The 20893-nt window shown below is 71.0% G+C and carries 24 protein-coding genes and 1 pseudogene; 18 read left to right on the top strand and 7 right to left on the bottom strand.

The genetic code is table 11. The features are described from left to right. Nucleotides 1-30 precede the first annotated feature (30 nt). Genes FPZ12_RS23625 through FPZ12_RS23605 form a run of 5 tightly spaced genes read left to right on the top strand, consistent with a single transcriptional unit; the run spans nt 31 to nt 4391 of the window. Complete coding sequence (locus FPZ12_RS23625) at nt 31-1353, top strand: ferredoxin reductase family protein (RefSeq protein ID WP_144747815.1); 1323 nt, start codon at nt 31-33, stop codon at nt 1351-1353. 19 nt (nt 1354-1372) lie between these two features. Further along, the gene (locus FPZ12_RS23620; RefSeq protein ID WP_144747814.1) at nt 1373-1789 is read left to right on the top strand and encodes an FMN-binding protein; all 417 of its coding nucleotides are present in this window, start codon (nt 1373-1375) and stop codon (nt 1787-1789) included. Nucleotides 1790-1792: 3 nt separating this feature from the next. After that, complete coding sequence (locus FPZ12_RS23615) at nt 1793-2512, top strand: FAD:protein FMN transferase (protein WP_144747813.1); 720 nt, start codon at nt 1793-1795, stop codon at nt 2510-2512. Beyond that, nucleotides 2509-3183, top strand: a complete 675-nt coding sequence (locus FPZ12_RS23610) for a response regulator transcription factor (protein WP_144747812.1) — start codon at nt 2509-2511, stop codon at nt 3181-3183. The genes FPZ12_RS23615 and FPZ12_RS23610 overlap by 4 nt, the downstream gene beginning before the upstream one ends. Continuing rightward, nucleotides 3180-4391 (top strand): sensor histidine kinase, encoded by a 1212-nt coding sequence (locus tag FPZ12_RS23605; protein WP_144747811.1) that lies wholly within the window; start codon nt 3180-3182, stop codon nt 4389-4391. Before FPZ12_RS23610 ends, FPZ12_RS23605 begins: the two co-directional genes overlap by 4 nt. A gap of 487 nt (nt 4392-4878) precedes the next feature. Here the strand turns inward: FPZ12_RS23605 and FPZ12_RS23600 are convergent, their stop codons facing one another. After that, nucleotides 4879-5487 carry a TetR/AcrR family transcriptional regulator gene (locus FPZ12_RS23600; RefSeq protein ID WP_144747810.1) on the bottom strand — a complete coding sequence of 203 codons (609 nt, stop codon included), beginning with the start codon at nt 5485-5487 and terminating at the stop codon, nt 4879-4881. Nucleotides 5488-5585: 98 nt separating this feature from the next. On the opposite strand from FPZ12_RS23600, the gene FPZ12_RS23595 reads away from it, so the two are divergent. Together FPZ12_RS23595 and FPZ12_RS23590 are read left to right on the top strand one after the other, a co-directional pair. Continuing rightward, nucleotides 5586-6164 carry a TetR/AcrR family transcriptional regulator gene (locus FPZ12_RS23595; RefSeq protein WP_144747809.1) on the top strand — a complete coding sequence of 193 codons (579 nt, stop codon included), beginning with the start codon at nt 5586-5588 and terminating at the stop codon, nt 6162-6164. Further along, nucleotides 6161-6595: a DUF3237 family protein gene (locus FPZ12_RS23590; protein WP_166462870.1), complete on the top strand. Its 435-nt coding sequence runs from the start codon at nt 6161-6163 to the stop codon at nt 6593-6595. Before FPZ12_RS23595 ends, FPZ12_RS23590 begins: the two co-directional genes overlap by 4 nt. A 26-nt stretch (nt 6596-6621) precedes the next feature. Here the strand turns inward: FPZ12_RS23590 and FPZ12_RS46550 are convergent. Further along, nucleotides 6622-7391, bottom strand: a pseudogene (locus FPZ12_RS46550) (FAD-dependent oxidoreductase). Nucleotides 7392-7399: 8 nt separating this feature from the next. Between FPZ12_RS46550 and FPZ12_RS23580 the strand changes: the two are divergent. After that, nucleotides 7400-7891, top strand: coding sequence for a TetR/AcrR family transcriptional regulator C-terminal domain-containing protein (locus FPZ12_RS23580; RefSeq protein WP_144747807.1), 492 nt, complete (start codon nt 7400-7402; stop codon nt 7889-7891). Between the two features lie 23 nt (nt 7892-7914). On the opposite strand, the gene FPZ12_RS23575 is transcribed toward FPZ12_RS23580, so the two are convergent. Genes FPZ12_RS23575 through FPZ12_RS23565 form a run of 3 tightly spaced genes read right to left on the bottom strand, consistent with a single transcriptional unit; the run spans nt 7915 to nt 10539 of the window. Then, nucleotides 7915-8967 carry a maleylacetate reductase gene (locus FPZ12_RS23575; protein ID WP_144747806.1) on the bottom strand — a complete coding sequence of 351 codons (1053 nt, stop codon included), beginning with the start codon at nt 8965-8967 and terminating at the stop codon, nt 7915-7917. Further along, the gene (locus tag FPZ12_RS23570; RefSeq protein ID WP_243769989.1) at nt 8957-9853 is read right to left on the bottom strand and encodes a dioxygenase family protein; all 897 of its coding nucleotides are present in this window, start codon (nt 9851-9853) and stop codon (nt 8957-8959) included. The genes FPZ12_RS23575 and FPZ12_RS23570 overlap by 11 nt, the downstream gene beginning before the upstream one ends. Next, a complete protein-coding gene (locus tag FPZ12_RS23565) occupies nt 9850-10539 on the bottom strand; it encodes a GntR family transcriptional regulator (protein ID WP_144747805.1) in 690 nt (229 codons plus the stop codon). The genes FPZ12_RS23570 and FPZ12_RS23565 overlap by 4 nt, the downstream gene beginning before the upstream one ends. 223 nt (nt 10540-10762) lie before the next feature. Here FPZ12_RS23565 and FPZ12_RS23560 point away from each other — a divergent pair, with 223 nt between their 5' ends. The 9 genes from FPZ12_RS23560 to FPZ12_RS23520 are packed head-to-tail and all read left to right on the top strand — an operon-like array spanning nt 10763 to nt 18786. Continuing rightward, entirely contained in the window at nt 10763-11725 is a 963-nt protein-coding gene (locus tag FPZ12_RS23560) for an ABC transporter substrate-binding protein (RefSeq protein WP_144747804.1), read from the top strand. Beyond that, nucleotides 11722-12537, top strand: a complete 816-nt coding sequence (locus tag FPZ12_RS23555) for an ABC transporter permease (RefSeq protein WP_144747803.1) — start codon at nt 11722-11724, stop codon at nt 12535-12537. The genes FPZ12_RS23560 and FPZ12_RS23555 overlap by 4 nt, the downstream gene beginning before the upstream one ends. Then, nucleotides 12507-13295, top strand: coding sequence for an ABC transporter permease (locus FPZ12_RS23550; RefSeq protein ID WP_144747802.1), 789 nt, complete (start codon nt 12507-12509; stop codon nt 13293-13295). The genes FPZ12_RS23555 and FPZ12_RS23550 overlap by 31 nt, the downstream gene beginning before the upstream one ends. Continuing rightward, nucleotides 13288-14100 carry an ABC transporter ATP-binding protein gene (locus FPZ12_RS23545; RefSeq protein ID WP_144747801.1) on the top strand — a complete coding sequence of 271 codons (813 nt, stop codon included), beginning with the start codon at nt 13288-13290 and terminating at the stop codon, nt 14098-14100. Before FPZ12_RS23550 ends, FPZ12_RS23545 begins: the two co-directional genes overlap by 8 nt. After that, nucleotides 14097-15080, top strand: coding sequence for a phosphate/phosphite/phosphonate ABC transporter substrate-binding protein (locus FPZ12_RS23540; RefSeq protein ID WP_144747800.1), 984 nt, complete (start codon nt 14097-14099; stop codon nt 15078-15080). Before FPZ12_RS23545 ends, FPZ12_RS23540 begins: the two co-directional genes overlap by 4 nt. A 13-nt stretch (nt 15081-15093) precedes the next feature. Then, nucleotides 15094-16302 (top strand): FAD-dependent monooxygenase, encoded by a 1209-nt coding sequence (locus FPZ12_RS23535; protein ID WP_144747799.1) that lies wholly within the window; start codon nt 15094-15096, stop codon nt 16300-16302. Nucleotides 16303-16312: 10 nt separating this feature from the next. Continuing rightward, nucleotides 16313-17116 (top strand): SDR family NAD(P)-dependent oxidoreductase, encoded by an 804-nt coding sequence (locus tag FPZ12_RS23530; protein WP_144747798.1) that lies wholly within the window; start codon nt 16313-16315, stop codon nt 17114-17116. Nucleotides 17117-17141: 25 nt separating this feature from the next. Continuing rightward, nucleotides 17142-18032: a fumarylacetoacetate hydrolase family protein gene (locus FPZ12_RS23525; protein ID WP_243769988.1), complete on the top strand. Its 891-nt coding sequence runs from the start codon at nt 17142-17144 to the stop codon at nt 18030-18032. A 10-nt stretch (nt 18033-18042) separates the two neighbouring features. Continuing rightward, nucleotides 18043-18786 carry a nucleotidyltransferase domain-containing protein gene (locus tag FPZ12_RS23520; RefSeq protein ID WP_144747797.1) on the top strand — a complete coding sequence of 248 codons (744 nt, stop codon included), beginning with the start codon at nt 18043-18045 and terminating at the stop codon, nt 18784-18786. A gap of 70 nt (nt 18787-18856) precedes the next feature. Here the strand turns inward: FPZ12_RS23520 and FPZ12_RS23515 are convergent, their stop codons facing one another. Beyond that, nucleotides 18857-19156 carry a DUF1540 domain-containing protein gene (locus FPZ12_RS23515; protein ID WP_144747796.1) on the bottom strand — a complete coding sequence of 100 codons (300 nt, stop codon included), beginning with the start codon at nt 19154-19156 and terminating at the stop codon, nt 18857-18859. A gap of 372 nt (nt 19157-19528) precedes the next feature. Between FPZ12_RS23515 and FPZ12_RS23510 the strand changes: the two genes are divergently transcribed. Then, a complete protein-coding gene (locus FPZ12_RS23510; RefSeq protein ID WP_144747795.1) occupies nt 19529-20401 on the top strand; it encodes a siderophore-interacting protein in 873 nt (290 codons plus the stop codon). 55 nt (nt 20402-20456) lie between these two features. On the opposite strand, the gene FPZ12_RS23505 is transcribed toward FPZ12_RS23510, so the two are convergent. After that, nucleotides 20457-20819: a MerR family transcriptional regulator gene (locus tag FPZ12_RS23505; protein ID WP_144747841.1), complete on the bottom strand. Its 363-nt coding sequence runs from the start codon at nt 20817-20819 to the stop codon at nt 20457-20459. Between the last annotated feature and the right edge of the window lie 74 nt (nt 20820-20893).

Here is a 20893-nt window from a genome sequence, read left to right as displayed (position 1 = left end):
TCCCCCAGAAAATCTTCCGAGACTGAAGGGGTGAAACCCGCACACTGGTTGTTCGCGCTGGTGGCCCTGAACGCCGCCTGGGCGACCGATCTTTTCGTCCTCGGCCACGGGTTCGAGGACCTCGCCGCGCCCGGCGGCCTGCTGACCGCGCTCGGGCGGCTGACCGGGCTGTACGGCGCGATCGCGCTGGTGCTGCAGCTCGTGCTGATCGCCCGGCTGCCCTGGCTGGAGACCCGGCTGGGCATGGACCGGCTCACCGCCTGGCACCGCTGGAGCGGGTTCTGGGTGCTGTGGCTCGTGCTGGCGCACGTCGTGTTCATCACGCTCGGTTATGCCGCCGCCGACGGCAGCCCCGTGCTGAGCGAGATCGGCACCCTCGTCTTCGACACCGACGACGTGCTCAAAGCGACCGTCGCCACCATCCTGCTGATCGGGGTGGCCGTCACCAGTGCCCGCCGCGCGCGGCGCCGGCTCAAGTACGAGACCTGGCATTTCGTGCACCTCTACGCGTATCTGGCCGTGCTGCTCGGTTTCCTGCACCAGGTGACCATCGGGCGCGACTTCGTCAGCTCGCCGGTCGGCCGCGTCTATTGGTGGGCGCTGTACGGCTCAGCGCTCGGCGCCGTGCTTCTCACCCGGCTCGGGCTGCCCCTGCTGCGCAACTTCCGGCACCGGCTGCGAGTGGTGTCCGTCGTCCGCGAGAACCCCGAGGTCGTGACGGTGTGGATCGGCGGCCGGAACCTCGACAAGCTGCCGGCCCGCGCTGGGCAGTTCTTCCTCTGGCGGTTCCTGAATCGTTGGTGGGAGGCCCATCCCTACTCGCTCTCGGCGATGCCGGACGGGCAGTACCTGCGCATCACGGTCAAGGCGCTGGGCGACGGAAGTGCCTGGCTGCAAGGGATCCGGCCCGGCACGCGCGTCCTGATCGAAGGCCCCTACGGCGCCTTCACCGCGCGGCGGCGCACCCGCGAGCACGTCCTGCTGGTCGCCGGTGGCGTCGGCGTGACGCCGATCCGGGCGCTGCTGGAGGAGTTCGCGCACGCCCGCGACGACATCGTGGTGGTCTACCGCGCCAGCACCGCGTCCGACACCGTGCTGACCGGGGAACTGGAGCAGCTCGCCCGCTGGTGCGGCGCCCGGCTGCACGTGGTCACGGGCTCTTCGGACGCGGTCGGCCGGTATGGCCCGATGATGGGTCCCCAGCACCTCGCCGCGCTGGTGCCGGACGTGCAGCGGCGCGACGTCTACGTCTGCGGGCCACCGGGGATGACCGACGCGGTCCGCCGCACGCTGGATCGCCTGGGCGTGCCCGAAAACCAATGCCACACCGAACGTTTCGCCTTCGCCGGCTGAGCAGAACGAGGAGAACACCGTGCGCCGAGTCGTGATCGTCGTGATGCTCACCATCGCCGGGCTGATCCCGTTGCTGCGGTACCACCCCAGCAGCACCACCACCGCGGCACCGGCCGCCGCGGCCGCTCCCGCTTCGCCGGCCTCGCCGGCGGCCGGGAGCAGCGGCGGCACGGTGATCAACGGGTCCACTGTGGACACCGAGTTCGGCCCGTACCAGGTGCAGGTCACCTTCGAGGGCACCAAGATCACCGACGTGAAGATCATCGACGAGCCCGGTGACCGGCGGAGCCAGCGCATCGCGAGCAGCGCCGAGCCGACGCTGAAGGAAGAGGCGCTGCAGGCGCAGAGCGCGAAGATCGACACGGTCTCCGGCGCGACGATCACCAGCGAGGCCTACGCGCAGTCCCTGCAGGCCGCGATCGACGCGAAAGGCTGAGCGGTGCGCCGCGTCGAGCACATCATGGGCATGCCGATCTCCCTGGATCTTCGCGACGAGGGGGACGGGCAGGCCGTCTTCGACTGGCTCGCGGAGGCCGACCGCCGGTTCAGTCCCTTCCGGGCGGACAGCGAGGTCTGCCTCGGCGCGGACAACCAGGACATGCGGGAGATCCGGCGGCTGTGCGAGGAGTACGAACTGCGCAGCGGCGGGGCGTTCCGCGCCCGGCTGCCAGGGCACGCCTTCGACCCGAGCGGCATCGTCAAGGGCTGGGCCGTGCAGCGGGCCGCGGATCTGTTGCGGGCACAGGGAATCCGCTCGTTCTGCCTCAACGCGGGCGGGGACCTCGTCGCGGCGGGACGGCTCTGGTCGGTCGGCATCCGCCACCCCGAGGACGCGCACCAGGTGTGCGCCGTGCTCGCCGTGCAGGACCGGGCCGTCGCCACCTCCGGCGCCTACGAGCGCGGCGAGCACGTGCTCGACGGCCGCACCGGCGAACCCGCGCGCGGCCTGCTCAGCCTGACCGTCGTGGCCGACGACCTGACCACCGCGGACGCCGTCTCGACCGCGGCCTTCGCGATGGGCCGTGACGGAATCGCCTGGGCGCACGCCCAGCCGGGGTGCCTCGTGCTCGCGGTGGACGAGCACCGCCGGGTGCGCTGGTCGCCGGAGCTGGAGGACCTGATCGTGCGCGACACCGCAAGCGGGACAATGCCGGGGTGAGTGTCACCGAACCGCCCCGGGTCCTCGTCGTCGAGGACGATCCGCAGCTGCTGGCGATGCTGCGCACCCTGCTGGCCGACGAGGGCTACGCGGTCGACACCGCCGCCGACGGCCAGCGCGGCCTGCATCTGGGCCTGACCAGGGAGTACGACGTGATCGTGCTCGACCGCGGGCTGCCCGCGATCGAGGGCCTCGACCTGCTCGGCAGGCTGCGCGGCAAGGGCGTCGGCACGCCGACGCTGGTGCTCTCGGCGCTGGGCAACCCCGCCGACCGCGTCGCCGGGCTCGACGCGGGCGCGGAGGACTACCTCGGCAAGCCCTTCGACGTCGACGAGCTGCTGGCGCGGCTGCGCGCGCTGCGCCGCCGGCATCTGGACCTGGCGCGGTCGCTCCCGCTGCCGGGCGGGCGGCTCGAGCTGGAGACCCGGAACGTGGTGCGGGACAACGGGAATCCGGTGCGTCTGTCCGAACGGGAGTGTGCGCTGCTGGCCACCCTCGCCGCCCGGCCCGGCCACGTGTTCTCGCGTTCTCAGCTGCTCGGGCTGGTCTTCGACGCGGCCGAGAGCGAGGTCGTGGTGGACACCTACGTGCACTATCTGCGCCGGAAACTGGGGCGCAAGATCGTCGACACCGTGCGGGGCCGGGGCTACCAGCTCGGGAGCGGCCGGTGAGGCGGCGGGCCGATCCGGCGGAGGCGCGGCTGGTCCGGCGGACGATGGTGCGGATCGCGCTGCAGTCGACGCTGGCCGTGGCGGTGACCGTGGCGCTGCTCATCGTGGTGGCCGTGCTGGCGGTGCTGCGCGGGCAGCATGACGACCAGGATTCGCTGCTGGCGTCGGCGATCGCGCACGCCGACGACGTGAGCGATCCACCCGCGGGCACGTGGCTGGTGATCTCGGCCGACGGCCGGGTCCAGGCCAGTCCCGGGCTGCCGCACGGATTGCCGGACCGGCAGGAGCTCGCGCGCGTGGCGGCGGGCGGTCCGGCGGCGACGGTCGACTACCGGATGCACGACCGGGAGTACCGCGTGCGGACGGAGACCCATGGCGATGGTGTCGTGCAGGCAGTGCTGGACATGCGATCCGCGCACGAGGAACGCGACAGGTTGCTGCAGGCGTTGGTGATCGCGGGATTGGCCGGACTGGCGCTGGCGGCGCTGACCGGGGCGTGGATGGCGCGGCGTGCCGTGACGCCGTTGGTGGAATCCCTTGCGCTACAACGACGTTTCGTCGCCGACGCCGGGCATGAGCTGCGGACGCCGCTGACGTTGTTGTCCACCAGGGCGCAGCTGTTGCGACGGAAACTGCGTGCCGGGCCGCACGAGTCCGATGTGGACGGTCTGGTCGACGATGCGAACCAGCTGGCCGCGATTCTGGACGATCTGCTGCTGGCCGCCGATCCGCGCGAGGAGATTCCGCGTCAGCCGGTGGAGCTGAACGCGCTCGTCCGCCAGGCGGTGGCGGCGGCGGAGCCCGCGGCGGCGGAGCAGGAGGTGCGGCTCGTGTTCGAGCCGGGCGCGGAGGTCTGGGTGGACGGCTATGAGGCGGGGCTGCGGCGGGCGGTGAACGCCTTGCTGGACAACGGGATCCGGCATGCCACGGCGGAGTTGCGGGTCGGGCTGTCGCGTTCGGGGCGGAACGCGCGCCTGGACTTCAGCGACGACGGCCCCGGCATCGACGAGGCCGTCCTGCCGGACCTGTTCACGCGCTTCGCGTCCGGCCCGGCACCGGAGCCTGGCGCCGCCCGGCGGCGGTATGGGCTGGGGTTGTCCTTGGTGAGTGAAATCGCCGCCCGGCACGGCGGTGCGGTGTCGGCGCGGAACGTCGAGACCGGTGGCGCGCGGATTTCGGTGCTGCTGCCGGTTCTGTCGGCTTCGTGAGGGTCGGTCGCTGGCGAGGACGTATGGGCGGCTCGTGGCGGGATGTCCCGCGGTGGTGGGGCCCGGTGGTGCGCGGATTGTTGCCAGTGTTGGCGGCTCGGTGAGGGGTGCCTACGTGTAGGTGGTCCGGCGCCCGGCCGCCCAGCGTGATGCCGGGGTGCGATGGCGGGCCAGGGGCGCGCGCGGTTTGGTGGCGCTGCCGCGACTCCCGGTCTCCTGAGGCTCGGCCGTCCGCGAGCGGGCGAGCGCGGCTCGCGGCCTGAATGGTGATCGCCGCCCCGGATTTCCGTGGCGCTGCCACGACTCCCGGCTTCCCGAAGTCATCCCGCGCGCGGGTCTCGGCGTGTCGATCGTGATCGCCGCGCGGCAGGGTGGCGCGATTCCTGGCCGCCGCTCGGGAGCCATTCGGCGTGGAGGTCTCGGCCTGATGCCGGTGATCGCCGCCCCGGATTTCCGTGGTGCTCCCGCGACTCCCGCCCTCCCGGAGTCAGTCCGCGAGGAGGTGCGCCCAGCTGTCGGCCAGCAGAGCCAGGGCCTGGTCGCCGTCGATGTCCCAGCCGTGGCGCATCCAGCGCTGCGCGAGGTGGTCCAGCTGCGCCATGGCGAGCACACCCCGCGCGCGCCTGCTGTCCGGGGCGAAGCGACCGGCCTCGGTCAGTCCGCGCTCGATGTCGTCGATGACCTCTTCGAACCACTGGTACACCAGCCCGCGCAGCTCCGGGTCGACCGCCGCCGCCTCGAAGGCCGACAGCACGTACGGCCGGATTTCGGGCCAGCGGGCCGATTGCGCGCGCAGCCAGGCGTCGAGGCCCGCGCGCTCGCCTTCGCGCACCGCGGCGACGAGAGCGTCCGAAGTGGAGTGATGGCCGGCGTCGTCGCTGCGCTCCAGAAGCTCGTTGAGCCTCGCGATCAGCGCGCGCATGAGGTCGCTGCGGCCGGAGAAGTGCGCATAGAACGTGACCCGCGTGGTGCCCGCCGCGCGGGCGATGTCGTCGATCTTCGTCGCGGCGTAACCCTGCGCCTCGAACAGCTCGAGCGCGGTCGACAGGAGCAGGCCCCGGGTCATTTCCTTCTGCGCGGCACGAAGATTCGCCACTTCAGCAAGCCCTCCGGGTGGTCATGGGCCAACCCTACGCGACGGCCTGGTCCGTCCGGCGGTTGCCGGTTTTTTGACAAGTGTATATAACCGGGGAGATGACAGTCCGGATCGTGCCGCGGCAGAGCAGCGATCGCCGCGTGCTGCGGTCGCGGTCGGCGCTGCTGACCGCCGCCGTGAGCCTGGTGTCCGAACGCGGCACCACGGCCGTGTCGATCACCGAGCTGGCGCGGGCGGCCGGCGTCAGCAGGCAGCTGGTCTACCTGCATTTCGGCGACCGCGATTCGCTGCTGGTGGCGGCGGCGATCGAGCTGGCGCGCGGCGAGCTGCCGCTGGAGCGGAGCAAACCGCTGGTGGGCCGGGCCGGGGTACTCGCCGCGGTGCGCCACTTCGACCGGCATCGGGTGTTCTACCGGGCGATGCTCACCGGCTCGTGCGCGTTCGCGATGACGAGCGCGCTGACCGAGTTGCTCGCCCCGGTGAACCGGGAGATCGTCCGCAAGTTCTCCGGCGCGCGGACTTCGCCCGAGGCGCTGGACGATCTGGCCACGTTCGTCACCGGCGGCACCGGCGCGCTGATGAACGCATGGCTGCTGGCGGGCGCCGAAACCCCGGAGCAGTTCACCGACCGGCTGCTGGGTTCGTGGCGGCTCATCGCGGGGAAGGCGGCTCGATGACTCATCCAGCGTTGGCGCTGGAGCTGGTCGCGCGGCTCGAGGTCACGATCGGCGAGCCCATCGACGGCGGGGACACGCCCGCCGGGCGGCGCCGCGTCATCCCGATCACCGGCGGCACCGTGGCGGGCCCGCTGCTGCGCGGCGAGGTCCTCGCGCTGGGCGCGGACTGGAGCCTGCTGCGCGGCGACGGAGTTCCTTCCGTGACGGCGAAATACCTCATCCGCACGCACGACGGCGTGGTCCTCACGGTGACCAACACCGGCACGATCACCGTCGGCCCCGGCGGTGCCTCCGGCCTGACCACGCCGAAGATCGAGGCCCCGGCGGGCGAGTACGCGTGGCTCAACGACGCGGTGCTCGTCGGTACCCTCGTCCCGCTTGCCGGGGGAGGCGGGGTTTCTCTGGAGTTCCACCGGGTTCAGGCGGGTTGAGCCCCGGCGAGCAGGGCGACCATGCTCTATGGCGCGTCCGCGCCGAACATGATCGCGTACGTGTCCTCGTCCTCCTCGACAGCCGCGGCGCGCGTGAACATCGCTTCTTCGTACGTCGTGAGCGCGGCTTCGACGTCGTCCGGATGCGCCGCGAGGGCGGCCGAGGTGCGCGGCGTCCCCGAGCAGGGTCGCCCCCGGCACGCGCTCCCACCGATGTCCTTGCGGCAGGGTGAAAAGACGGCGGAGGACCGGCGGGGTGTCGCTGGCGGTGAGCAAGGCGGTGAGCCCCGGCGCCCAGCCGTCGAACTCCGCGACCGGCGCCGATCGCTTGCGCGGTAAGGGGATGCCGGGCATCGCCGTCGAACAGGAAGGTCTCGATGACCGAGATTTCGGTGTATTCGGGCGTGGCGCGGTCGGCGAAGCTCACCTCGTGACGGCCGTCGTCCAGCGTTCGCACCCCGGTGGCCTTCCGGCCCCACCGGACGACCCCGGGCGGCAGCGAGTCGAGCAGCAGTTGCCGCAGTTCGCCGCGCTGGACTTCGGGCCGTTCGCCGGTGCCGTCGTCGCGGACATCGAGGAGCAGATTTCCTTGCCGGTCAAGGACGCGGTAGGACTCGCGGCCGGGAAGGACCAGTTCGCGAAACCCCTCGGCGAGGCCCGCCGCTTCGAGCGCGGGCCGGCCGTTCCAGGGATGGATGTCGAGCATCCCGCCCTGACGGCGCGAGGCGGGAGAGGGCTCCGCTTCGTAGACCGTCACCGGGAAGCCGTGCACTTGCAGGACGCGGGCCAGGACCAGCGAGCGACATGCTCGCCGCGGCCACGGACGACGTCGTCGCCCGCGTGCTGGCCGGAGTGGACCTCGATGCCGCCCCGCGGAAAGCTCTTCGCGCCGTGGCGCTGGGCCTGTTCGACGCGATCGACGCGCACCCGTGGGCCGGTGCCCAGCTTGCCCGGGAACCGTGGCGCCCGGCGCTCTTGGAGATCTACGAGAACATCGGCAGGCTGCTCGACGCGCTCGGCGTGCCCGGGCATGCACTTTTCGACGCCGCGGGCGCGCTGGTGAACTACGTCCTCGGCGTCGCCGGGCAGAACGCCGCGAACGCGCGGGCACTCGCCGACCGGAAGGCGGACCGCCCGGCCTTCCTGACCACCGTCGCCGCACAGTGGTCGCGGCTCGACCCCGGCCGCTATCCGTTCGTGCACAAGGCCGCGAAGCAGCTGCCCGGCCACGACGACCGCGAACAGTTCCTCGCGGGCGTGGACATCGTGCTGGCCGGGATCGCCACTCTGCGGTAGATCCGCGCGAACGACCTACGAGCTCACTCGCCACTCGCGGGCGGAAGCCCCCGCTGCGCGCGGTCGAGCAGCTCCGCCAGCTCCTCCGCGCGCGGCGTACGCGGGTTGGCGTAAGGCGCGGCCATCACCTGCTCCACCACCTCGCCGAGCCGGGCCCCGTCCATGCCGATCGCGGCCAAAGACCTTGGCGCGTCGAGGGTTCCGGCCAGTTCCCACAAGGCCGAAGCCGGGTCGGCCGCGCCGAAAACCCGCTGGAGAACCGAAACCGCAGCGGGCGCTGCGGGGGAGTTGTAAGCCAGGACGTGCGGCAGGATCACCGTGTGCACCTCCGCGTGCGGCAGGTCGAACGAACCACCGAGCACGTGGCAAAGCTTGTGGTGCAAGGACATCGTGGTCGACCCGAGCACCGCGCCGCACAGCCACGCGCCGTAGAGCGCTTCGTCGCGCGCTTCGGCGATCCGGGGGAGTGCCCCGACGAGCGAGCGGGCGCCTTCCTCCGCCATCAGCGCGAGGATCGGCGAGCTGTCCGGCGCGTACAACCCCTCGACGGCGTGGGCGAGCGCGTTGATGCCACTGGTCACCGAGATCGCCCGCGGCAGATCCGTGGTGAGTGACGGGTCGTAGATGACGCTGCGGGGCAGCACGGCCGGATCGCGGCCCGTGCGCTTCCTGCCGTTCTCGGTGAGGCCCCAGATCGGCGTCATCTCGGACCCGGCATACGTGGTCGGCACGGCGATGACCGGCAGGCCCGGTTCGAGCGCCAGTGCCTTGCCCAGCCCGATCGTCGAACCGCCGCCGATCGCCACGCACCCGTCCGCCCCGGCGTCTTTCGCCGCCACGCGAGCGGCTTCGGCCACCTCGACGGGCACGTGCATCCGCGCCTCCGCGAACGTTCCCGCGTGGCGCGCCCCCAGCAGCGAGGCCGCGCGGGCGGCCAGCGCGGTCTGCCGGGGCGTCGCGAGCACCAGAACCCGTTGCAGGCCCAGCCTTTCCGCCTCCGCGCCGAGTCCGTCCAGCCGTCCCGGCCCGAACCGGACCCGCATCGGCAGCGACTCGTGGTCGAACTCAGTCCACATCGGACGGTTCCAGCACGATGTCGAACGCGGCGTGCCGGAAGGGCGCGCTCACCCCGTACCGCTCGGCCAGCGCCGCGTCCGAGGTATCGCGGAAATCCACGACGAGGCTCTTCTTCACCGCGAACACCGCGTCGGAGTCGATGTACGGGCTGTTCGCGACGAACATGTGCGTGGTCAAGGGTTTGTGGCCCGGGGCTTCGACGAGGAAGTGGATGTGCGCCGGCCGGTACGGGTGGCGGTCCGTCGCCTCCAGCAGCTGCCCCACCGGCCCGTCGGTCGGGATCGGGTAGTGGCTCGGCACGACGGTCCGGAACCACACCCCGCCGTCGGGTCCGCTCTCGAACAGCCCGCGCCCGTTGCCCAGCGGCTGGACGTCCGGGCGCTGCACGTCGTAGAAACCGTCCTTGTCGCACTGCCACACGTCGACGCTCGCCCCGGCGATCGGCTCGCCCGACGTCGACACGACGCGCGCCGAGACCACGCAAGGCGTTCCGCCGCCGACGAGGTCGATGGTGTCGCCGCTCTCCCGCCGCGGCGACTCCACGACGTGGAACGGGCCGAGCACCGTGCTCTCGGTTCCGTTCTCCTGCCCGTTGATCGTCTCGACGAGCATGGACACCCCGAGCACGTCGGAGAACAGGATGAACTCCTGCCGCGTGTCGTCGCACTTCTGCCCGACGCGGGTCAGGAAGGAGATCGCCTGCTCCCATTCGGCCAGCGTCGGGCGGGTCTCGCGGACGTAGGCGTGCAGATGCCGGACGAGCCCCTCCAGCAGCTCGCGCAAGCGCGGGTCAGCCGTGCGCGCGAAACTGTCGATGACAGCCGTGACAGCGGTTTCCTCGGTGAAATCCACGTCGTGCTCCTCGGTTCCCGGGGTCGTGCTCACGAACCCGTCGTACTGGGTTTCGGTTGCGCGGCCAGTAGCAGGTCGGTCGTCTTCTGGATGTGCGCGGCCAGTTCGGCCCTGGCACCGCCGATGTCGCGGCCGACCGAGAGTGAGGCTATCCGGGCGTGCTCCTCGTCGCGAGACCGCAGATCGTCGGTGTTGAGCACCGACCAGCAGTGGTAGACCTCGCTCAGGTCGCGCAGCCGCCCGGCGACCTCGCGCAGCCTGCGGTTCGGGCAGCCCTCCAGCAGCACCTGGTGGAACCGGCGGTGCGCGTCCGACCAGTCCGGGTTCATCCCCCCGGCGTCGTCCAAAGTGGACAGCTGGGCGAGCCGGTGGTGCGCGGCCACGACCGAGGTCTCCCAGTCCAGGTCCCCGTCCCGGATGGACTGCGCCAGCACCTGGGTTTCCAGCGCTATCCGGGCTTCGGTCAGGTGGACGAGATCCTCGGTGCTGACCTCCACCACGCGGTAACCGAGCTGCGGCTGGGTGCTGGCCAGCCCCTGTTCCACCAGGCGCGGCAGCACCTCCCGCAGCACCCCGGTGCTGGCGCTGTAGCGCGACCCCAGATCGGCGAACCCCAGTTGTGACCCCGGCGTCAGGCGCCCGTTGAGGATGTCGTCCCGTAGCGCGCGCAACACGATCTCACCGCGCGTGGGGCGTTTTTCTTCGACTCTTCGTGGCACGGCAGTCACCCTAACATCGGATCACGGCCGCCGTCTCGTATCAAAAAGCAAAATTTCGAAATCTCTTGACTTCTTCGAAGTTAGGGGTTGTGCTTACGGCACCAGTCGGCACGAAGGTTCGGCCGGCAGCCCATAGCAGGTGGGAAGCCCCCGTGCCGAAACCGCCGGGACCGCACCGGTGCCGGGCGGTCACCGTGAGCGGAATCCGAGGAAGGGAACATCGATGTTCGCTGTGGTCAACCGGAGACTCCGCGCCGTCGCGCTGCTCGTCGCGGCGCTCGCGGGTCTCACCGTGCTCACCGCCTGCGGCGGCCCGCCGGCCCAGGCCGGGACGATGACGCTCAAGGTCGGGGTCACGCCCGTCGGTGACTTCGCCCCGATCTACTACGCCAAGGAGAAGGGGATCTTCGCCCGCAACGGGCTCGACGTCACGATCGACCCGAAGGGCGCCTCCGAGGTGCCGCCCCTGGTTTCCGGGGACTACCAGGCGGTTTCCATGTCCTGGACCACGTTCGTCCAGGCCGCCGCGCAGGGCGTGCCGCTGCGCGGGGTGTTCCCCGGCATCACCGGCGCCCCCGCCACCCAGACCGGGATCTACGTGCTGCCGTCGAGCGGCATCACCAACCCGAAGCAACTCGAAGGCAGGACGCTCGCGATCAACCAGCCCAAGGCGACGTTCGAGCTGAACTCGCGGGTGGCGCTGAAGAATCTGGGCGTCGACGTGGACAAGGTGAAGTTCCAGGTGCTGCCGCTGTCGACCATCGCCGACGCGCTCGCCGCGGGCAAGGTGGACGCGGCCTACCTGGTGCCGCCGTTCTCCACCCAGGCCGAGGCGAAGCAGGCCGGCCTGCTCGTCGACCCGTACCAGGGTGGCGCGCTCGCGGGCACCCCGGTCGCGGGCTACATGATGACGAGCCAGTTCGTCCAGGCCAACCCGAAGGCGGTGACCGCGTTCAAGGCCTCGCTGACCCAGGCCGCCGACGAGCTGAACAAGTCCGGCTCGTACCGGGACTTCGTGACCAGCTACACCCAGCTCACCCCGGAGCTGGCCGCCAAGGTGCCCGCCTACGTCTTCCCGACCTCGATCGACGTCGCGAAACTGCAGGCCGAGGCCGACCTGATGGCGGCAGAGGGATTCGCCACCAAGAAGATCGACATCTCGCAGTTCCTGGTGGCTCGGTCATGACCGCCGTGCTGACCAAGGAGGTGCGCGGGAAACCGTTGCCCCGCAAGCGATCCTTGCCGGGCTGGCGGACCGCCGTCTCCGTGCTCGTGACGTTCGCGCTGCTCCAGCTGCTCGGCGTGACCGGCATCCTGAGCCGGTCGAGCTTCCCGCTGGCCACGGAGGTGCTGGCGCGGCTGGGCACGATGCTGACCGGCGCCGCCTTCTGGGGCAGTGTCGGCGACAGCCTCGCCCAGACGTTGCTCGGCCTGGTGATCGGCACCGCGATCGCCGTCCCGCTCGGGCTGCTGCTCGGCCGGTTTCCCTTGGCGGAGCGGGCTTTGCGGCCGAGTGTCGAGTTCCTCCGGCCGATCCCGTCGGTGGCGCTGCTGCCGCTGGTGATCCTGACCGCGGGCGTCGGGCTCGCCGGCGCGGTGATCCTCACCAGCCTGTCGAGCCTGTGGCTGGTGCTCGTGCTGAGCATCCGCGGCGCCCGCACGGCCGACCCGGTGGCGGAGCAGACGCTGAAGTCCTTCGGGGTGCCCGCGGCAGCCCGGCTGTACCGGCTGGTGCTGCCCAGCGCCCTGCCGTTCATCGTGACCGGGGTCCGGATCGCGTGCTCGGTGTCGCTGGTCGTGGCGATCACCGTCGAACTGCTCGGCGGGATGCCCGGGCTGGGCAAGGACGTCGGCGCTTCGCTGCAAGCGGGGGACCAGACCGGGATCTACGCTTACACCGTCGCCGCCGGGCTGCTCGGCCTCGTCCTCAATTTCGCCTTCGTGCCGGTCGAGAACAAGCTGCTCTCGTGGCACTCCTCCCGGAGGGCGGCGCGGTGAAACGACTCCTCTACGCGGTGGTCCCCGTGGTCGTCACCGCGGTGTTCGTGGTGATCTGGTGGGCGGGCAGCGCCTCCTCTCAGTCGCTGTTCTTCCCACCGCTGAACCAGATCCTCGAAGCGTTCAAGACGAACTGGCTGTCCCCGGACTTCGGCGAGATCGTGGTGCCCAGCCTGTGGCGGGTCGGCCTGGGCCTGCTGATCGGCTTCGTCCTCGGCGTCGCCGCCGGCGCGGCGATCGGCGTGGCGCGCCGGGCCGAGCCGTTCGTCAAACCGCAGCTGGAGTTCATGCGGGCGCTGCCGCCGATCCTGGTGATCCCGCCGATGATCCTGGTGCTGGGCACCGGGGACGCGATGAAGATCGGGGTCATCGCGGCTTCGGCGGTCTGGCCGATCCTGCTGGCCACTGTGGACGGTGTCCGTTCCGCGGAGCCGGTCCGCCAGGACATGGCGCGGGTGTTCGGCCTGCCCGCGCTCGCCCGGTTCCGCTGGGTGATCCTGCCCGCCGCCGTCCCGCACATCTGGAGCGGAGTCCGTTCGGCGACCCCGATCGCGTTCGTGGTCATGGTCGCCTCGGAGTACTACTCCAGTACCAACGGCCTCGGTTACTTCCTCTCCCAGACCTCCACCAGCTTCCGGCTCGCCGACATGTGGTCGGCGGTCGTGCTGCTGGGCCTGCTCGGGGTCGCCGTGAACTCGCTGGTGGCCTTCGCCGGCCGCCTGCTCGACCGGAAGTTCGGTGAATACGCCCATGACTGAGACAGCGCCGATGCGCGCGCCCTCCGCCGGCCCCGAAGGCCGGGAACCCATCCTCGAAGTCGAAGGACTGCGCAAGAGCTACGGACGTGAGCTCGTGCTCGAAGACATCTCCGTGCGGGTCTTCGACGGGGAACTGGTCTCCATCGTCGGCCCCTCGGGCTGCGGCAAGACGACCATGTTGCGCTGCCTGTCCGGGCTCCTGCCCTTCGACGCGGGCACGGTCCGCGTCGCGGGGCAGCCGGTCACGGGCCCGCCGGACACGCTGGGCCTGGTCTTCCAGGACTACAGCCGGTCGCTGCTGCCGTGGCAGAGCGTCGAGGAGAACGTCCGGCTTCCCTTGCGCTACAAGGCGATCTCGAAGAAGGAGGCCGCCGGGCGCGCCGCGGAAGCGCTGGATTCCGTCGGGCTCTCGGCCCACGTGCGCAAGAAGCCGTGGCAGCTCTCCGGCGGGATGCAGCAGCGCGTCGCCATCGCGCGTGCGCTGGCGTATCACCCGCGGCTGCTCCTGATGGACGAGCCGTTCGCGTCGGTGGACGCGCAGACGAGGGTCGAGCTGGAGGACCTGACGCTGAAGCTGTGGGAGGAGCGGGACATGACCGTCGCGTTCGTGACCCACGACATCGACGAGGCCATCTACCTCGGCGGCCGGATCGTCGTGCTCACCCGCACGCCCACGACCATCCGCGAGGTCATGCCGGTGGACCTGTCGCGGCCGCGCGACCAGATCGCGACCAAGGCCACCGAGGAGTTCGCGCGGCTGCGGGCGTCGGTGTTCGACGCGCTCGGGCACCGGAGCGCCGCATGAGCCGGCTGACGCTGTCCCTCACCTGCGGGGACTACGAGATCACCCGGCCCTTGCTGGACGGCACCGTCCGCCCGGACGGGATCGACCTGATCGCGCTGCCCTCGGACAAGGAGCGCATCTTCCGCCTCGACCGGCGGGCCGAAGTGGACGTCTCGGAGCTGAACGTCGTGCAGTACCTGCGCGCGGTGGAACAGGGCGAGCGGCTGACCGCGATCCCGGTCTTCCCGCACCGCCGGTTCCGGCACGGCTCGATCTTCGTCAACACCGGCTCCGGGATCCGCACAGTGGCCGATCTGGAGGGCAGGGCGGTCGGCATCGGCGGGTACGAACCCGCCGCCGCCGTGTGGATCCGCGGGATACTCCAGGACGAGCACGGACTGCACCTGTCCAAAGTGGACTGGCAGGATGTGTTCGGCGGGTTCGGCCGGCTGCCCGACGGCCAGGACGCGCCGCTGGCCCCGACCGACAGCGCGGCGCGCCACCGGATCGACGAGCTGCTCGCCTCGGGCGCGATCAGTGCCACGGTGTCGGCCTACAACCCGCCGTCGTTCCTCGCCGGTGACCCGTCAGTGGCGCGGCTGTTCCCCGACTTCCCCGAAGCCGAGAAGGCGTACTACGCGAAGACCGGGGTGTTCCCGGTGATGCACGTGGTGACGATCAAACAGGATCTCGTCGACGCCCACCCGTGGATCCCGGCGAGCCTGTTCGCGGCGTTCACCTCCGCCCGGCTGCTGGCGATGGAGCGGCTGCGCAACCCGCGTACGCTGCCGTTCGCGTTCGTCCAGGACGTGTGGCGTGAGCAGGATCGGTTGCTGGGCGAGGACCCCTGGCAGTACGGGCGCACCGAGGGCAACGACCGCGCGATGGAGCTGATCGTCCGGTACGCGAACGAACAGGGGATCACCGCCGGACGCGCGGGCCTCGACTCGCTGTTCGCCCCGGTCGACGCCGAGCCGAGCGGCCCGTCCTCGATCGTCTGAAAGGAGAACACGCATGGATGTGGTCGTCATCGGTGCCGGGATCGGCGGGCTGGCCGCCGCGGTGTCGCTGCGGCGCGCCGGGCTCGGCGTGACGGTGCTGGAGCAGTCGCGGCAGATCAGCGAAGTCGGTGCCGGGATCGGGCTGGGGCCCAACGCCGTCGGCGCGCTGACCGCGCTCGGCCTCGCGCCACGGCTTTCGCCCGACGTGTCACTGCCGACCTGGACCACGCGCCGCCGCTGGCAGGACGGGGCCGAGTTGTTCAAGTCCCCGCTCGGTGGCACGGTCGAAACCTACGGCCACCCGTTCTGGTTCGCGCATCGGGGAGATCTGCAGCGTGCGCTCCTCGCAGCGGCGGAAGACCGGGCAGGGCAAGGGAAACCGGTGCGGGTGCTGCTCGACCGGCGCGTCGCGGACCTCGACCCGGGCACCGGCCGGGTCACCACCACCGGCGGCGAGGTCTTCACGCCCGCGTTCACCGTCGGTGCCGACGGCATCCGGTCCGTCGCGCGGCAGCGGCTCTTCGACGCCGGGGCGCCGCGGTACACCGGGCACAGCGGGTTCCGCACCCAGGTCCCGGCCGAGCGAGCCCGCGAAGATCCCTTGCTCGCGGAGTTCGCCGAGCGCAACAGTTTCGAGTCCTGGCTGGGCCCGGGCGCGCACGTGGTGCACTGCCCGTTCCGGCGCGGTTCGGTCATCAACGTCACCGCGTGCATCGAGGCGCCGGCGATCGGGTCCGGCGCCACGGCGGCGCCGGTGAGCATCGAGGAAACCCTGGCGTGGCTGGAAGGCTGGCACGAACCGTTGCGGCGGCTGATCACCGCGGGCAACGGCGTGACCCGCTACGACATCTACGTCCAGCCGGAGCTGAGGAGCTGGAGCACGGGCCGGGTGTGCCTGGTCGGCGACGCCTGCCATCCGATGCTGCCTTACCTCGGCCAGGGCGCGGCGCAGGCGATCGAGGACGGCCACGCGCTCGGTGAAGTCTTCGCGCACACTCAGGACCCGGCCGAAGCCTTCCGCGCGTACGAGGCGTTGCGCGTGGAGCGGGCGTGCGAGGTGCAGTCGCTCTCGGCCGGGAACGCCACCACGTTCCACCTGCCCGACGGGCCGGAGCAACGCGCCCGCGACCTCGCCGTGGCCGAGGGCCGGATCGACTCCGCGGTCAGCGAATGGCTTTGGCAGTACCAGAACCCCGGCCGCGCATTGGCCGGACTGTCCTGAAAGGACGAAGATGGACATCACGAAAGCGTTCGACTTCACCGGGTACCGGGTGGTGCTGATCGGCACCGGGATCGGGATCACCGGGCCGGAGGACATCGCGAACTCCGCCGCGCCGGCGTTCGTCCGCTGCGGCGCCGAAGTCGCGGTCGTGCAGGCGACCGAAGAAGCCGCGCGGCAGGCCGCCGACGCCGTGACCGAAGCGGGCGGCAAGCCGCTGGTCTTCGTGCAGGACCCGCGTGACCCGCATTCGATCGCACGGATCGCCGAAGAGCTGGAGTGGGACACGGTCGACACCCTGGTCACCCACCATTTCGCGAACGACTTCCGCCGCTTCCAGGACGTCACGATCGAGCAGTTCGAGGAGACCGTGCGGGTCAACCTGACCGGTGTCTTCGCCGCGTCGCAGGCGTTCCTGCCACGGCTGCGGAAGTCCGCGCACGCCAGCATGGTGCACGCGGGCTCGATCGACGGCACGCTCGGAAATCCCAACGTGGTCGGCTATTCCGCCTCGAAGGGTGGCGTGCACAGCCTCGTGCACGTGCTCGCCGCGGAGCTGGCCGCCGACAAGATCCGCGTCAACGGGATCTCCCGCGCGGGCTCCTCGGCGATGCCGCTGAAGGCGGACGTGGTCGCCGAGCTCGGCCGTGCCACGCCGCTGCGCCCGGTGGCCGAGCCCGACGAGTACGCGGCCGCCGTGCTGTACCTGGCCTCCGAAGCGGCGAGCTACGTCACCGGCGTGCTGCTGCCGGTGGACGGGGGACGCACGGCAGCCACGCCGGGCTGTTCCCCCGGCTACACCGGCTATCAGCATTGACGCACGTTCACAAAAGGGGTGGAAGTTGTTGCGCATAGCCAATCTCGACGGCCGGGCGGTTCTCGTGGGTCCCGGGTCGCGGGTCTTCGACATCGCCACGCGCTCCGGCGGCCGGTTCGGGCCGGGCCCGCGGCACGTGCTCGAACACTGGGCGGAATTCCGTGCCTGGTCCGGGGCGGCCGAGCTGAGCGGGGGTGAGCCGCTCGACCCGGCACGGCTGCGTGCCCCGGTGGAGAACCCGCGGCAGGTGTTCGCCGTGGGGATGAACTACGCCGGGCACGCCGCCGAGGTCGGCGCGCCGATCCCGCCCGTGCCCAGCGTGTTCACGAAGTACCGGTCCTGCCTCACCGGCCCGTTCTGCCCGGTCGAGCTGGTGGACGGCCGGTGCGACTGGGAGGTCGAGGTGGTGGTCGTGATCGGCGCGTACGCCCACCGGGTCCCGGCCGAGCGGGGCTGGGAGCACGTCGCCGCGCTGACGATCGGACAGGACATCTCCGAACGGGAGCTGCAGACAGCGGGCGCCTCGCCGCAGTTCAGCCTGGGGAAGTCGTTCCCGACGTTCGGGCCGCTGGGGCCGTGGCTGGTGGCCGCGGATTCCTTGCCGCAGCGGGATTCCCTGGAACTGGGCTGCTCGCTCAACGGTGAGCCGGTGCAGCACGCCACCACGGCGGACCTGATCTTCCCGGTACCGGAGCTGGTCGCCCGGCTGTCGGCGACGGTGCCGTTGCTGCCCGGCGACCTGATCTTCACCGGGACCCCGTCGGGGGTGGGCGCGGGCCGCACCCCGCCCCGGTTCCTGCGGCCGGGCGACGTCGTGGAGTCGTGGGTCGACGGGATCGGCCGGATGCGCAACGTGTGTTCCGCGCCGGTCGTACCGGATTCGCTCGAACCGGAAGAATTGGAGCTGCGCGGATAGAATCGAGCCCGTGGACGACGGCACGTTCCCTGGTTACGTCGCCGGCGAGCTGGCCAAGCTGACCGGCGTCGAAGCGGTCGCGCTCGGCGGGTCGCGGGCCGAGGGCACCGCGGGAGCGGACAGCGACTGGGATTTCGCCGTGTACTACCGGGGAGCGTTCGAGCCGGGCGAACTGCGCGCGCTCGGGTGGCCGGGCGAAGTCTCCGCGATCGGCGAGTGGGGCGGCGGCGTGTTCAACGGCGGCGCGTGGCTCACGATCGACGGCCGCCGGGTGGACGTGCACTACCGCGATCTCGGCGTGGTCGAGCACGAGCTCGCCGAGGCACGGGCCGGGCGGTTCCGCTGGGAGCCGCTGATGTTCCACTTCGCCGGTATCCCGAGCTACCTGGTGGTCGGCGAGCTGGCCGTCAACCAGGTGCTGCACGGTAGCTTGCCGCGACCGGAGTTTCCGGCGGCCCTGCGCGAGCCGGCCGCGCGGATGTGGCGGCAGCGCGCGTCGCTGACGCTGGGCTACGCCGAGAAGTCGTACGCGCCGCGGCGCGCGGTGTCGGAGGTGGCGGGCGCGCTGGTCACGGCGGCGATGGAGACAGCGCACGCCGTCCTCGCGGAGCGAGGGGAGTGGGTCACCAACGAGAAGCGGCTGCTGCTCCGGGCCGGTCTGCGCGGGATCGACGTGATCGTGGAGGCGCTCCGCCCGGAGGCGCTGGGGCAGGCGGTCTCGGAGGCCAGGGAACTGCTGGACAAGGCGCACTGAATACCGCGCGAAAAAGGCGAGCGGGCCGCCATCGGGAATGGCAGCCCGCTCGCCGTCTTCTCGCCGGAACTCAGGAGGTCTGGTAGGTGAGGCAGTTCGCTTCGCCGTCACTGCCCGGGCCGACGCGGACGCCCTGCGCCGTGCATTCCAGATTGGCGTTGTGCACGCAGTCGGCCCGCGAGCAGGCACCCACCTGGGCCACCACCCGGTCCAGGCCGCCCCGGGTGTTCAGCGGCACGAACGTGCCACAGTCGGCGGCGCCGTTCTCGCCGGTCACCGTGATCGCGTAGGCGCGGCAGCCGTCGTGGTTGTAGGAACAGTTGGTGATCGTGCATTCGTGCACGGTCGGCATTTCGACGGTGCTCGTCATCTCCGCTCCTCAAAGCCGTGGTGGTGGGATTTCCGTCCGGTGATTCTCACGATGCCACCGGGTCCGGGGCCCCGCAGCGCGGGAAATGTGCAGGCAAGGCTCCCCTAAGTAATAGGATCCCCAGCATCGCGGCCTCATTTCCGGGCGCCCGGCTTCGCAGGTCGCGGGGATTTCCCCGTACCGGGTGAAGCGTGCCGGAGGGAGTTGTGCGGAAAGGGATTACCGAATTCCGGATCGACGGGCAATTCACGGGAATTGCGCGCGCCCGCGCTTTTTCCGGTGCGCGGCGCGATCCTTGCCCGAGCTTTTAGTGTAGGCTAACCTAATCGCGAGGCAAGATCGTGTGGAGTGCGAAACAGGAGGCGAATGCTGATGGCGGGCACCAGGGTCGAACGGGCTGCGCTGCCCGGCTACGTGTTCCGCACGGTCGAGGTCCTCGAGACGGAAATGATCACGCCCCGCGTCCGCCGGATCACGTTCGGCGGCCCAGAACTGGCCGGGTTCGGCGAGGACCGCAGCGGGCCCAACGTGAAGATCTACGTGCCGCTGCCGGGACAGAAACGGCCGGTCATGCCGGTGGTCGGCGCGGACGGGATCGCCCGCTGGCCGGCGGACGACCAGCGCCCCACCATGCGCACCTACACCGTGCGCGACTACGACCCGGTCACGCGGCGGCTGCAGCTGGACTTCGTGCTGCACCAGGCCGGCGGCGCCGCCTCGAACTGGGCCGAACGCGCCGTGCCGGGCGACTTCCTCGGCCTCACCGGCCCCGGCGGCCGCACCGTCCTGCCCGCCGACTGGTACCTCATCGCCGGTGACGACGCCGCGGTGCCCGCGATCGTCAACCTGGCGCCGAAGATGTCCCGGGACGCCACCGGGGTGATCTTCGTCGAGGTGGCCGACGAGAAGGAGAAGCAGGAGGTCGAGGCGCCGCCCGGGGTCGAGGTCCGGTGGCTCTACCGCGACGGCGCCCCGGCGGGCGGCACCACGATCCTGCAGGACGCCGTGCGCTCGGTCCCGATTCCCGCGTCCGGTGAGGGTTTCGCCTGGGTGTCCGCGGAGTCGGCGACGGTGCGCGCGCTGCGCAAGTACCTCCGCAAGGAGGCCGGCCTGTCGCCGGAGCGGACGCTGACCATCGGGTACTGGAAGCTCGGCAGCACCGAAACCGACTATTCGGCGAAGTACGACAACGACCGCGACCCCGCCCGGCACGAGCACCATCACGAACACCACCATCACCACTGACGGCGGCAGATCAGGTAGTTCGCCACAAAGCCGGTGCCATGGTCGCGCGGCGGGCTCAGTTCGCCGGGCCCGGTGCCGCGGTGATCACCGTGTCCAGGGCCTGGCGGGACGTGGTGAGGTCGTCGATGGCCTGGTCGATCCGGTCGCGTTCCCGTCGCAGCTGCGCGACGAGGTCCGGGCAGGTCGGCACCAGCCGCTCGTCGTCCTCACGGATGCACGGCAACACCGAGGAGATCGTCGCGGTGGACAGCCCGGCGGCCAGCAGGCCCCGGATCCGGCGCACTACGGCGACGTCGGAGGACAGGTACTCCCGGTATCCGCTCGGCCGGCGTCGCGGCCGGAGCAGCCCTTGCTCTTCGTAGTAGCGCAACAGCCGCTGGCTCACGCCGCTGCGCCGGGACAACTCGCCGATCCTGATCGTCTCCGCCGGCACTGCGACCCCCGCCACCTCACATTGACTTTCACATCCATGTGAGACTTTACGGTCCGCGG

It is taken from the genome of Amycolatopsis acidicola, assembly GCF_007713735.2.
In the GTDB taxonomy this organism is placed as follows: Bacteria; Actinomycetota; Actinomycetes; order Mycobacteriales; family Pseudonocardiaceae; genus Amycolatopsis_E; species Amycolatopsis_E acidicola.
The sequence above is the reverse complement of the archived record's forward strand: the minus strand, read 5'-3'. Positions and strand labels throughout refer to the sequence as shown.

Bases quoted from the DNA above. Each gene is read 5' to 3' on its own strand.
- FPZ12_RS23595 (WP_144747809.1), top strand. From the start codon at position 5,586: ATGACAGTCCGGATCGTGCCGCGGCAGAGCAGCGATCGCCGCGTGCTG.
- FPZ12_RS23590 (WP_166462870.1), top strand. From the start codon at position 6,161: ATGACTCATCCAGCGTTGGCGCTGGAGCTGGTCGCGCGGCTCGAGGTC.
- FPZ12_RS23580 (WP_144747807.1), top strand. From the start codon at position 7,400: ATGCTCGCCGCGGCCACGGACGACGTCGTCGCCCGCGTGCTGGCCGGA.
- FPZ12_RS23575 (WP_144747806.1), bottom strand. From the start codon at position 8,967: ATGTGGACTGAGTTCGACCACGAGTCGCTGCCGATGCGGGTCCGGTTC.
- FPZ12_RS23560 (WP_144747804.1), top strand. From the start codon at position 10,763: ATGTTCGCTGTGGTCAACCGGAGACTCCGCGCCGTCGCGCTGCTCGTC.
- FPZ12_RS23555 (WP_144747803.1), top strand. From the start codon at position 11,722: ATGACCGCCGTGCTGACCAAGGAGGTGCGCGGGAAACCGTTGCCCCGC.
- FPZ12_RS23545 (WP_144747801.1), top strand. From the start codon at position 13,288: ATGACTGAGACAGCGCCGATGCGCGCGCCCTCCGCCGGCCCCGAAGGC.
- FPZ12_RS23540 (WP_144747800.1), top strand. From the start codon at position 14,097: ATGAGCCGGCTGACGCTGTCCCTCACCTGCGGGGACTACGAGATCACC.
- FPZ12_RS23535 (WP_144747799.1), top strand. From the start codon at position 15,094: ATGGATGTGGTCGTCATCGGTGCCGGGATCGGCGGGCTGGCCGCCGCG.
- FPZ12_RS23530 (WP_144747798.1), top strand. From the start codon at position 16,313: ATGGACATCACGAAAGCGTTCGACTTCACCGGGTACCGGGTGGTGCTG.
- FPZ12_RS23515 (WP_144747796.1), bottom strand. From the start codon at position 19,156: ATGACGAGCACCGTCGAAATGCCGACCGTGCACGAATGCACGATCACC.
- FPZ12_RS23510 (WP_144747795.1), top strand. From the start codon at position 19,529: ATGGCGGGCACCAGGGTCGAACGGGCTGCGCTGCCCGGCTACGTGTTC.